The sequence below is a fragment of the Cupriavidus sp. MPR-AND1C genome (assembly GCF_058809705.1).
Genome location: NZ_JBXASU010000017.1, coordinates 38,952 through 50,936, shown reverse-complemented (window position 1 = coordinate 50,936; position 11,985 = coordinate 38,952). Strand labels below are relative to the sequence as shown.

Genomic DNA, 11,985 nt, shown 5'->3' with positions numbered 1-11,985 from the left:
ACGCCAGTAGCCGGCCCAGCCATGAGCACCAATCAACTTTACGCGGGTTACCAGACCGAGCTGGCGGATTTCCGCCTGGCCTTCAGCCGCGGCGGCGCCTATACCGCCATCGTGCTGGTGCTGCTCGGCGTGGGGCTGGACTACGGCCAGTATCCGCAGTTGCAGGCGCCCTTCGCCGTGGCGCGCGTGCTGGTGTCGCTGCTGATCGCCGGCATCGTGATGCTGTTGTACAGCACGGCAGGGCGCCGGTTTGCGCCGTGGCTGACCTTGTCGTGGCTGCTGCTGCCGCAGATCATGATCTCGTGGATGATCTGGCATACCGATGGCGTGGAGTCGCCGTATTACGTCGGGCTGAATCTCGCCATCTTCGCGTCGGGCATCGCGCTGCCGTTCGGCTTGTGGCAGAACCTGGTCTTCGGGATCCTGTCCTACCTGTTCTACCTGCTTGCCTGCGTGCTGCATTCCGGCGGCATCGAGCCGGCCGGCACCTTTATCGTCAATTCGCTGTTCCTGCTGTTTGCCGCGGCGGCCAGCGCTGTATATACCTACTTCAATGAGCGGGCGCGCTTCATGCTGTTCCGGCTGAAGGCCGAAGTGGCGGAGAAGAACGGTGAACTCGAAGTGATCAACCGCAAGCTGGTCGACATCAAGGGCCAGATGCTGCAGCAGGAAAAGATGGCCGCCATCGGCACGCTGGCCGCGGGCCTGCTGCATGAGGTCAACAATCCGGTCAACTTCTGCCTGATGGCGATCGAGGTCGCGCTGGAAGAGCCGGTGGCCAAGAGCGAACCGATGCTGCAGGAGTGCCTGGTCGACGCCAAGCAGGGAATGCAACGCATCCAGCACATCGTGTCGGACCTGAAGACCTTCGCCTATCGCAAGCCCGGCGCCGAAGCGGAGGGCACGCCCTTCCTGTTCGAGAAGGCGCTCGATTCCTCGATCCGGCTGACCGCGCATGAGCTGCGCGGGGTGGCCGTCACGCGTGAGCTGCCGACCGATACGCTGGTGCTGGGCGACGAAGCCGCAGTGATCGGTGTGCTGATCAACCTGTTCTCCAACGCAGCGCTGGCCATGCGCAAGGCCGGCACGCAGGGCCCGGCCATCCATACCACCGTGAAGTGGGTGGAGCGCCGGCTGCATGTGACCGTGAAGGACAATGGGCCGGGCATTGCGCAAGAACACCTGGCGCGCGTGTTCGAGCCGTTCTTCACCACGCGTGAAGTCGGCCAGGGCCTGGGCCTGGGCCTGTCGATCAGCTACGCGGTGATCGAGCGTCACGGCGGCGTGCTGTTTGCCGAGAGCGAACTGGGCAAGTGGGCCTCGTTCAGCTTCGACCTGCCCCGAGCCGACTGAGAATGCCATGAGCGACGCCCGTCAACCACGGCTTACCGTGCTTTACGTCGATGACGAGGAAATGGCATGCAAGTACTTCGCCCGCGCGGTCGGCACGGAGTACGAGGTGCTGGTCGCCAGCAGCGCCGACGAAGCGGTACGCATCCTGCGCCGGGAGAGCGCGCGCATCGCCGTGCTGGTGACGGATTTCCGCATGCCGGGGCGCGATGGGGGCGACCTGCTGCGCCAGGTTGCGCTCGAGTACCCGCAGATCGTGCGCATCCTGGTGACCGCCTACGCGGACAAGGACATGCTGTTGCGGACGGTCAATACCGGCGAGGTGTTCCGCATCCTGGAAAAGCCCATCGAGCTGGGCCAGGTGCGCGAAGCGCTGCGGCTTGCCGCCGAGCGCTATCGCGAACGCTCGATCCGCCATCAGCGCCTGATGGCGATCGACGAGACGCTGGCCTTCCTGGCGCATGAACTGAACACGCCGCTGGCGGCGATTGCAAATTTTGCGCGGGGTATCGAAAGCCGTGTCGCGGCGCAATACAATCCGCTGCGCCAGAGCGAGATTGGCCAGGCGGCCACGTCGATGCATGACAACGCGCAGTATTGCCTGGCCGTGATTTCGTCTTTCCTGCAGTCGGTGCGCAGCAGCGGCAGCCGGCCGAGCACGCAAGCGGGCGCCAGCCGGGAAGTGACCGCAGGCGGCCTGATCGCCGCGCTGCTCGACACCTACCCCTTCGCCGGGCCGCAGCGTGAGTGGATAAAGATCGAAATGCATGACGACTTTGCCGTGCGCACGCTGCCCAATTGCGTTGCGCTGGTGCTGTCGTCGCTGTTGTCCAATGCGCTGCGAGCGCTCGACGGCGTCGACTCGCCTTCGCTGCGCTTCGTGGTGGCGGCCGAGCCCGATGCCGCGATCCGCATCTGCGACAACGGCCCGGGCATCCCACCTGAGGTGATGGGGCGCCTTCTGGTGGATCCGGTCACCACCCATGCGAGTACCGGCGGCAACGGGCTGGGCATGATTTTTTGCAACCGCGTCATGCAGTCTTTCGGTGGCGGCATCCGGATCGAGTCTACGTCCGGTGCGGGTACCACAGTGACGCTGGATTTCCCCAATACCAAGAGTCGAATGCATAGGAGTGATCGATGAACGAACCGAATGCCACGCAGGCACCATCACCGGCGATTCTGTTCGTCGATGACGAGGCCACGGCCGTCAAGTATTTCCAGCGTGCCATCGGAGCCCTGGCGCCGGTCGTGACCGGTGGCTCGGTCGAAGAGGGCAAGGCGCTGCTGGATGCGCACGCGGACAGCCTTGCGGTCCTGGTCTCCGACCAGCGCATGCCGGGCGAGTACGGCAATGAGCTGCTGCGTTACGCGCGCGAGCGCTATCCGCATATCGTGCGGATCCTGACCACGGCTTACTCGGAGATCGAGCATACGGTCGCGGCCGTCAACGAGGGGCAGATCCATCGCTATATCAAGAAGCCGTGGGACATCACCTCGCTGCGCATGGAGCTCAAGCAGGCGCTTGAGATGGCCGGCCTGCGCAAGGAGCGCGACCAGTTGCTGCGCGAGAAGCTGAGCGTGCTGCAGCGGCAGACCATCGCCGCGCGCATCGGCCTGATCCGCACGCTGTCGGCCAGCCTGATCGGCCCGGAGCGCTTCCAGCCGGTGGACACCTACCTGGCCTCGGCCGCGCTGGTCGGCGTGCAGAATCCCGAGCCGGACTGGCTGCTGATGGACTACGCCGACCTGGTGGCGGCGGAAAGCCGGCGCAGCGGCACCTTCGGCCACGCGGTGGCGGCCAAGCTCGCCGCGCTGCGCACGCAGCTCGCCGGCCGTGGAGTGGGCGATGCGGTGGCGGCACTGGCCGAGACGCTGGCCGCGACGCAAGGCGCAGCCAACGTGCGCCGCGACGGCGATGCCCTGGTGTGGATCCAGGGCGCCGCGCTTGCCGAGTACCTGGGCGAGCCGGTGGATAAGGAAGTGTCCGCGCAGCACGCTACCTGGCTGGCGGGGCTGTTGTGGCTGGATGAAACCGGCGGCGCGCTCAAGGCCGTGCGGGAGGGTGACTCCATCGTCTACCGCCCCATGGATCGCACCGCGGAGTTTGCTGCGGATCGCCTGGCGGTGTGGATCGAGCAGTTCTGAGCGCGTTCCGAGCGCGTGCCGAGTAGCAACGGCAGAACAAGAAAGGGCACCCGAAGGTGCCCTTTCTTGTTGTCTTGACGCGCTATCCGCGGCGGGCCCGTCAGGCCTGCGCGCCGAAGTTCGGGTCTTCGCGGTCGACGTCGCCCGGCTTCTTCTCGCCCTTGACCAGGTCCTCGCGCTTGACGCCCAGCCACATGGCCAGCGCAGCGGCGACGAACACCGAGGAGTAGATGCCGAACAAGATGCCGACGGTCAGCGCCAGCGCGAAGTAGTGCAGGGTGGGGCCGCCGAAGAAGAACATCGACAGCACCATCATTTGGGTCGAGCCGTGGGTGATGATGGTCCGCGAGATGGTGCTGGTGATCGCGTTATCGATGATCTCGTGCGTGGTCATCTTGCGGTACTTGCGGAAGTTCTCGCGAATCCGGTCGAAAATCACCACCGATTCGTTCACCGAGTAACCCAGCACCGCCAGGATTGCCGCCAGCACCGACAGCGAGAATTCCCACTGGAAGAAGGCGAAGAAGCCCAGGATGATCACCACGTCGTGCAGGTTGGCGATGATGCCGGCCACCGCGAACTTCCACTCGAAGCGGAACGACAGGTAGATCACGATGCCGACCACCACGCACAGCAGCGCCAGCAGCCCGTCGGTGGCCAGTTCCTTGCCCACCTGCGGGCCGACGAACTCCACACGCTGGAGCTTGACGTCAGGCGCGGCCGCCTGCAGCGTGGTCATGACCTGCTCGCTTTGCTGGGCCGAGGTGACGGGCTTGCCGTCCGGGCCCTTTTGCAGCGGCAGGCGGATCATCACATCGCGCGAGGTGCCAAAGTTCTGCACCTGCACGTCGGTGTAGCCAAGCTTGCCGACCTGGCCGCGGATGCGCTCCAGGTCGGCCGTCTGCTGGTAGTTGACCTCCATCACCGTACCGCCGGTGAACTCGATCGACAGGTGCAGGCCCTTGTGTGCCAGGAAGAATACGGCGGCGGCAAACGTCAGGAAGGAAATCACGTTGAAGATCAACGCGTGCTTCATGAACGGAATATCGCGCCGGATGCGGAAGAATTCCATGTTGAATCCTGTTTTGTACGGCAGCGCCTGCTGCCGTTCTATGCTGGTTGGATGTCCGTGCGCGTTCTGTGCGCGCGGACATCCATGATGCTTACTTGGCGACGGTGCCCTGGCTGTCCGAGCCCGGCTTCCAGATCTGGCCGATCGCCACGCTTTGCAGCTTCTTCTTGCGGCCGTACCAGAGGTTCACCAGGCCGCGGTTGAAAAACACCGCCGAGAACATCGAGGTCATGATGCCCAGGCAGTGCACCACGGCAAAGCCGCGCACCGGGCCGGAGCCGAAGGCTAGCAGCGCCAGGCCCGCGATCAGGGTGGTCACGTTGGAGTCCAGGATGGTGGCCCAGGCGCGGTCGAAGCCGACAGCGATCGCCATCTGCGGCGAAGCGCCCGCGCGCAGTTCCTCGCGGATCCGCTCGTTGATCAGCACGTTGGCGTCAATGGCCATGCCGAGCACCAGCGCGATAGCGGCGATGCCGGGCAGCGTCAGCGTAGCCTGCAGCATCGACAGCACCGCCACCAGCAGCAGCAGGTTGATGGCCAGCGCGGCCACCGAGAACACGCCGAACAGCATGTAGTACAGCATCATGAAGACGGCGATGGCGCCAAAGCCGTAGGCCACCGAGTCAAAGCCCTTCTTGATGTTGTCCGCGCCCAGCGACGGGCCGATGGTGCGTTCTTCGATGATTTCCATCGGCGCGGCCAGCGAGCCGGCGCGCAGCAGCAGGGCCAGGTCGTTGGCGGCTTCGGTGGAGTACGAACCGGTGATCTGGAAGCTGGAGCCCAGTTCCGACTGGATTGTCGCCACCGTCAGCACTTCGCCCTTGCCCTTCTCGAACAGCACGATGCCCATCGGCTTGCCGATGTTCTCGCGCGAGACGTCGCGCAGCACGCGCCCGCCCTGGGCGTCGAGCTTGATGTTGACCGAGGCGCGCTGGTTCTGGTCGAAGCCCGCCGAAGCGCTTTCGATGCGGTCGCCGGTGAAGATCACCTGCTTCTTGAGTACCACCGGCGCGCCGTTGCCCTGCGTGAACAGCTCGCTGCCGAAGGGGATCGGGTCGCCCGGGCGCGGATTGCGCGGCGCGTCGGGGTCGGCCAGGCGGGCTTCCAGCGTGGCGGTGCGGCCGATGATGTCCTTGGCCTTTGCGGTGTCCTGCACGCCAGGCAACTGCACCACGATGCGGTCGGCGCCTTGCTGCTGGATCACCGGCTCGGCCACGCCGAGCTCGTTGACCCGGTTGTGCAGGGTGGTGATGTTCTGCTTGACCGCCGCATCCTGCACCGCCTTGCGGGCCGCATCGGTGAACACGCCGGAGATGTTGTTGCCATCCGGGCTGAACGCCAGCTCGCGCAGGTTGTCGGCCAGGATGCCGCGCGCCTTGGTGGCGTCGTCGGCATTGTTGAAGCGCACCGTCAGGCGGTCGCCGTCGCGGTCGATGCCGCCATGGCGGATGCCCTTGTCGCGCAGCAGGGTGCGCGCGTCGCCGGCCAGGCTGTCGAGCTTCTTGTCGACCGCGCCCTTCATGTCCACTTGCAGCAGGAAGTGCACGCCACCGCGCAAGTCCAGCCCCAGGTACATCGGCAGCGCGTGCATGGCGGTGAGCCAGCGCGGCGAGCCCGACAGCAGGTTCAGCGCGACCACGTAGGTGGCGTCATTGGGGTCGGGGTTGAGCGCGCGGGTCAGCACGTCCTTGGCCTTGAGCTGCTCGTCGGGCGTCTTGAAGCGCGCCTTGACCGAGCCGGACTGGCCGTTCAGGTCGAAGAACATGCCGTCGGGCTGCAGGTTGTTCTGCGCCAGCACCTGCTCGATCTGCTTTTGCATGGCCAGGTCGACCTTGACCGTGGCCTTGGCGGAGGAGACCTGCACGGCAGGCGCCTCGCCGAAGAAGTTCGGCAGCGTATAGGTGATGCCGATGGCCAGAGCCACCAGGATCACGAGGTATTTCCAAAGCGGATAACGATTCATCTTTGGCCAGTCGTTCTTCGGTTGGCGGTGCCGACGAGACCGTCAGCGGGCAGTTGGCACCACCGCACCGGTTGGCAAACAGCCGCCTGGCATCCACGGATAACCCGGGCTGGATCAGGCGGCTGCAGGGGCACGCGCGCTAAAGGCGTGCCGGGAAGGGCGAAAAAGCAGGCGGGCGGTGCGGGAGAAGCTGGGCGGCGCCTGAGTCAAGCGACGCCACGCCCGCAGCCGCGGTGCTCAGAGCGACTTCAGCGAGCCCTTGGGCAGCACCGTGGTAACCGCGCTCTTTTGCACCGTGATTTCGGTGCCCGTGGCGATTTCGATGGTCACGTATTGTTCGTTGACCTTGGTGACACGGCCGAGGATGCCACCGGCAGTCACGACTTCGTCGTTCTTGGCCAGTGCTTCCAGCATTGCCTTCGATTCTTTCTGGCGCTTCATCTGCGGGCGGATCATGATGAACCACAGCACAGCGAACATCAGGATGATAGGCAGGAAACTCATCAGGCCACCCGCCGCGCCGCCGGTCACGCCGGCAGTCTGGGCAAATGCGTTAGAAATCAGCACGTTGCTTCTCCGTCACAAAGTCAATCAGTTAGTCGGTCATTCTACCACCCGCTTGCGGCCGCATTCCATGCCCGATCCGGGCATTTACGGTGTAGTACGGGTTTGTTCGGGGCGCCTTGCGAGCCGCTTGGCAGTCGCAGGCACCGCTGTTCGACCGGCGCCGTGCGGAAAGTTCACGCCGGGGCGGGCGTGGCCGGCTGCGCCCCGCGCGCGCGATCGGCGGCGAACCGGAGGCGGAAGGCCTCGAAGCGGTGTTCCTCGATGGCTTCGCGCATCTCGCTCATCAGCTCCAGGTAGTAATGCAGGTTATGGATGGTGTTCAGGCGCGCGCCCAGAATCTCGCCGACCCGGTGCAGGTGGTGCAGGTAGGCGCGCGAGAAGTTGCGGCAGGTATAGCAGCCGCAGGACTCGTCCAGCGGGCGGGTGTCGTTGCGGTGGACGGCATTCTTGATCTTGACGTCGCCAAAGCGCGTGAACAGCCAGCCGTTGCGGGCATTGCGGGTCGGCATCACGCAGTCGAACATGTCCACGCCCGATGCCACGCCGGCCACCAGGTCTTCGGGCGTGCCCACGCCCATCAGGTAGTGCGGCTTGTGCGCGGGCAGGCGCGGGCCTACGTGCTCCAGCACGCGCATCATGTCTTCCTTGGGCTCGCCGACCGACAGGCCGCCGATGGCGTAGCCGTGGAAGTCCAGCTCCGACAGGCCGGCCAGCGACTCGTCGCGCAGGTCCTCGAACATGCCGCCCTGGACGATTCCGAACAGCGCGTTGGGGTTGCCCAGGCTGTTGAACTCGTCGATCGAGCGCTTGGCCCAGCGCAGGCTCATGCGCATGGAGGCGGCCGCTTCCGCGTGGGTGGCGGGGCGGCCGTCGATTTCGTACGGCGTGCATTCGTCGAACTGCATCACGATGTCGGAGTTCAGCGTGCGCTGGATCTGCATCGAGATCTCGGGCGACAGGAACAGCTTGTCGCCGTTGACCGGCGAGGCAAAGGTCACGCCATCCTCGGTGATCTTGCGCAGCGCGCCCAGCGAAAACACCTGGAAACCGCCCGAATCGGTCAGGATCGGCTTGTCCCAGCCCATGAAGCGGTGCAGGCCACCGTGCTTTTCCACCACTTCCAGCCCGGGGCGCAGCCACAGGTGGAAGGTATTGCCCAGGATGATCTGAGCGTTGATCTCACCGAGCTCGAGTGGCGACATCGCCTTGACCGAGCCATAGGTGCCGACCGGCATGAAGATCGGGGTCTCGACCACGCCGTGGTTGAGGGTGACGCGGCCGCGGCGGGCGTTGCCGTCGGTGGTGAGCAGTTCGAAGTTGAGCATGGCTGGATTCGGGATTCAGGGTCGGGCTGGCGCGGCGCGCTCAGGGCTGGGGCTGGGGCTGGCGCGTCAGCAGCATGGCGTCGCCGTAGCTGAAGAAGCGGTAGCGCTCGGCCACCGCATGGCGGTAGGCGGCGCGGATGGGCTCCACCCCGGCCAGCGCCGACACCAGCATCAGCAAGGTCGACTTGGGCAGGTGGAAATTGGTGATCAGCGCATCGACCACGCGGAAACGGTAGCCGGGCGTGATGAAGATCTCGGTGTCGCCACGGCCGGCGGCCAGCGTGCCATCGGTGGCGCCGGCGGACTCCAGCGCGCGCAGGGACGTGGTGCCGACCGCGATCACGCGGCCCCCGGCGGCGCGCGTCTCGCGCACGGCCTGGGCCAGCGCGTCCGACACCTCGTACCACTCGGCGTGCATCTTGTGCTCGGCCAGGTTCTCGGTGCGCACCGGCTGGAAGGTGCCGGCGCCCACGTGCAGGGTCAGGAAGCCGCGGCGCACGCCCAGCGCGTCGAGCCGGGCGAACAGGGCCTCGTCGAAATGCAGGCCGGCAGTCGGCGCGGCCACCGCGCCGGGGGCGCGGGCGTAGACCGTCTGGTAGCGGGTTTCGTCGAAGGCGTCGGGATCGTGGGTGATGTATGGCGGCAGCGGCAGGCGGCCGTGGCGCTCGATCAGGTCCAGCGCCGGCTCGGGGAAGGTGAGCGTGAAGAACTGGTCCACGCGCGGGCCAACTGTGACGTCGAAGGCATCCGCCAGGCGCAGCAGGCTGCCCACGGGCGGCGTCTTGGAGGCGCGCACCTGGGCCAGCACGGTATGGCTGTCCAGCACCCGCTCGACCAGCACCTCGACCTTGCCGCCGCTGCCCTTTTGCCCGAAGAAGCGCGCCTTGATGACGCGGGTGTCATTGAACACCAGCAAATCGTTGGGGCGCAGGTAGTCGACGATGTCGGTAAACGCGCGGTCTGCGAGGCGGGTGGTGCCCTCCCGGGCGTCCGTATCCACCACCAGCAGCCGGCTCGCGCCGCGCTCCGGCAAGGCGGTCTGGGCGATCAGTTCGGGGGGGAGGGTAAAGTCAAAATCGGACAGCGTCAGCATCATGGGGGCAAAAACGGCCGCAGACCGCGCGGTGGCACGGCCGGCATAGGTACAATCGGCGAATCCGATATTGTAAGGCTTGGGGCGGCTGCGCCGCCCGGGCGCGCGTGATATCGCCTATTTGCGCCAACCAGCGCGTGCCACCAGGCGCGCGCCCCGACCCGAATCGCCAGCCACGCCCCAGATGCCAGGAACCGCTCCCGACCGAACCCCGGAAACCAACGGCAGCCCGCCCGCGGCGCGCGCCGGGGACAAGCCGGGCCGTGCGGGCAAGGCGGCGGCCAAGGACGCTGCCGCCGGCAAGCCGTCCTCGGCCATGGCCCGGCTGCATAAGCTCGGGCTCAAGCGTGACGTCGACCTGGTGCTGCACTTGCCGATGCGCTACGAGGACGAGACCACGCTGCTGCCGATCGCCGATGCCATCGGGCGCGCGGGCATGGGGCTGACGGTGCAGGTTGAGGGCGTGGTCACCTCCAACGAGGTCAGCCTGCGCCCGCGCCGCCAGATGGTGGTCAAGATCGCCGACGATACCGGCGAGCTGACGCTGCGGTTCATTAATTTCTACGGCAGCCAGGCCCAGCTGATGGCCGAAGGCGCCTGCCTGCGGGTGCGCGGCGAACTGCGCGGCGGCTTCTTCGGCGCGGAGATGGTCCATCCCACGGTGCGCGCGGTCACCCCCGGCGAGGCGCTGCCCGAGCGGCTGACCCCGGTCTACCCGAGCACCGCCGGCATCCCGCAGAGCTACCTGCGCAAGGCCATCGGCGGCGCGCTGTCACGCACGCCGTTGCCCGAGACCCTGCCCGTGCCCGTGCTGCAAGGCCCGCTAGCCCAGCTCAAGCTGCAAGCCTTGCCCGAGTGCCTGCGCCTGCTGCACACACCGCCGCAGGATGTGGACGAGCACGCGCTGATCGAGCGCTCGCACCCGGCCTGGCAACGCATCAAGCTCGATGAGCTGCTGGCGCAGCAGCTCTCCCTCAAGCGCTCCCAGGCGGCGCGGCGCGACAAGAGCGCGCCACCCATGCCGCGCCGCGCGGGCGGCCTGCTGACCGCTTTCCTGGCCGCACTGCCGTTCAAGCTGACCGGCGCGCAGCAGCGTGTGGTGGAAGAGATTGCCAGGGACATGGGCGCGCCCCACCCGATGCACCGCCTGCTGCAGGGCGACGTCGGCAGCGGCAAGACCATCGTGGCGGCGCTGGCCGCCTGCCAGGCCATCGATGCCGGCTACCAGGCCGCGCTGATGGCACCCACCGAAATCCTGGCCGAGCAGCATTACCGCAAGCTCTCCGCCTGGCTGGAGCCGCTGGGCGTGCCGGTGGTGTGGCTGGCCGGCAGCCTGAAGACACGCGCCAAGCGCGAGGCCGCGGCCAAGGTCGAGTCTGGCGAGGCCAAGCTGGCCATCGGCACCCACGCGCTGATCCAGGACAGCGTCAAGTTTGCACGCCTGGGTTTGTCCGTGGTCGATGAGCAGCATCGTTTTGGCGTGGCCCAGCGGCTGGCGCTGCGCGGCAAGGCGGACCCCGATGCCACCGCCGCGCAGGGCAAGGCTGGCAAGGCTGCGCAAACCGTGCCGCACCAGCTGATGATGTCGGCCACGCCGATCCCGCGCACGCTGGCCATGACCTACTACGCCGACCTCGACGTCTCGGTGATCGACGAATTGCCGCCCGGGCGCACTCCGGTGGTGACCCGGCTGGTCAACGACGCGCGCCGCGACGAGGTGATCGCGCGCGTGCACCACGCCGCCGCCGATGGCCGCCAGGTCTACTGGGTCTGCCCGCTGATCGAAGAGAGCGAGGCGCTGCAGCTGCAGACCGCGGTGGAAACCTATGAAACGCTGGTCGCCGCCTTGCCTGAGCTCAAGGTGGGACTGGTGCACGGGCGCCTGCCACCGGCAGAGAAAGCCGCGGTGATGGAAGACTTTACCGCCAACCGGCTGCAGGTGTTGGTAGCCACCACCGTGATCGAGGTGGGGGTGGACGTGCCCAACGCCTCGTTGATGGTGATCGAGCATGCCGAGCGCTTCGGCCTGGCGCAGCTGCACCAGTTGCGTGGCCGGGTAGGGCGAGGCAGCGCGGAATCGGTCTGCCTGCTGATGTACCAGGCGCCGCTGTCGCCGACCGGGCGCGAGCGCCTGGCAACTATGCGCGAGACCACCGACGGCTTCGAGATCGCCCGGCGCGACCTGCAGATACGCGGTCCCGGCGAGTTTCTCGGCGCGCGCCAGTCCGGCGAGGCGATGCTGCGTTTCGCCGATCTCAACACCGACGCCTGGCTGGTCGACTATGCCCAGGAGGCAGCCGAGCTGATGCTGGCGCGCTTTCCGGAGGCGGTAGAAGCGCACCTGCTGCGCTGGCTGGGTGGCAGGGAGCATTACCTGAAGGCCTGATGTGACGGTGGGGGCTCACCTGATGCAGACGGTCAGGTATCGCCTGCGCCGCTTTGCCTGTCATCTCTGACAGAACGTCGA

The 11,985-nt window shown here is 66.6% G+C and carries 9 protein-coding genes; 4 read left to right on the top strand and 5 right to left on the bottom strand.

Annotated features, from left to right (window positions below; translation table 11 throughout):
* Window positions 1-21: 21 nt before the first annotated feature.
* From AC1RWI_RS12330 to AC1RWI_RS12320, 3 genes are read left to right on the top strand one after another with little or no spacing between them, the layout of a single operon-like run.
* Window positions 22-1,353, top strand: a complete 1,332-nt coding sequence (locus tag AC1RWI_RS12330; protein ID WP_043349497.1) for a sensor histidine kinase — start codon at window positions 22-24, stop codon at window positions 1,351-1,353.
* Between the two features lie 7 nt (window positions 1,354-1,360).
* Window positions 1,361-2,494: a hybrid sensor histidine kinase/response regulator gene (locus AC1RWI_RS12325; RefSeq protein WP_043349496.1), complete on the top strand. Its 1,134-nt coding sequence runs from the start codon at window positions 1,361-1,363 to the stop codon at window positions 2,492-2,494.
* Window positions 2,491-3,498, top strand: a complete 1,008-nt coding sequence (locus AC1RWI_RS12320; protein ID WP_492866666.1) for a response regulator — start codon at window positions 2,491-2,493, stop codon at window positions 3,496-3,498. The genes AC1RWI_RS12325 and AC1RWI_RS12320 overlap by 4 nt, the downstream gene beginning before the upstream one ends.
* 100 nt (window positions 3,499-3,598) lie before the next feature.
* Here the strand turns inward: AC1RWI_RS12320 and secF are convergent, their stop codons facing one another.
* From secF to queA, 5 genes are all read right to left on the bottom strand, one after another.
* Entirely contained in the window at window positions 3,599-4,570 is a 972-nt protein-coding gene (secF, locus tag AC1RWI_RS12315) for a protein translocase subunit SecF (protein WP_492866664.1), read from the bottom strand.
* Between the two features lie 91 nt (window positions 4,571-4,661).
* Complete coding sequence (secD, locus tag AC1RWI_RS12310; protein ID WP_043349490.1) at window positions 4,662-6,533, bottom strand: protein translocase subunit SecD; 1,872 nt, start codon at window positions 6,531-6,533, stop codon at window positions 4,662-4,664.
* Window positions 6,534-6,770: 237 nt separating this feature from the next.
* Complete coding sequence (gene yajC / locus AC1RWI_RS12305; RefSeq protein WP_043349487.1) at window positions 6,771-7,100, bottom strand: preprotein translocase subunit YajC; 330 nt, start codon at window positions 7,098-7,100, stop codon at window positions 6,771-6,773.
* Between the two features lie 173 nt (window positions 7,101-7,273).
* A complete protein-coding gene (gene tgt / locus AC1RWI_RS12300; protein ID WP_043349485.1) occupies window positions 7,274-8,425 on the bottom strand; it encodes a tRNA guanosine(34) transglycosylase Tgt in 1,152 nt (383 codons plus the stop codon).
* Between the two features lie 40 nt (window positions 8,426-8,465).
* Window positions 8,466-9,518, bottom strand: coding sequence for a tRNA preQ1(34) S-adenosylmethionine ribosyltransferase-isomerase QueA (gene queA / locus AC1RWI_RS12295; RefSeq protein ID WP_492866704.1), 1,053 nt, complete (start codon window positions 9,516-9,518; stop codon window positions 8,466-8,468).
* A 184-nt stretch (window positions 9,519-9,702) separates the two neighbouring features.
* Between queA and recG the strand changes: the two genes are divergently transcribed.
* Window positions 9,703-11,904, top strand: coding sequence for an ATP-dependent DNA helicase RecG (gene recG, locus AC1RWI_RS12290; protein ID WP_492866661.1), 2,202 nt, complete (start codon window positions 9,703-9,705; stop codon window positions 11,902-11,904).
* Window positions 11,905-11,985: the final 81 nt, after the last annotated feature.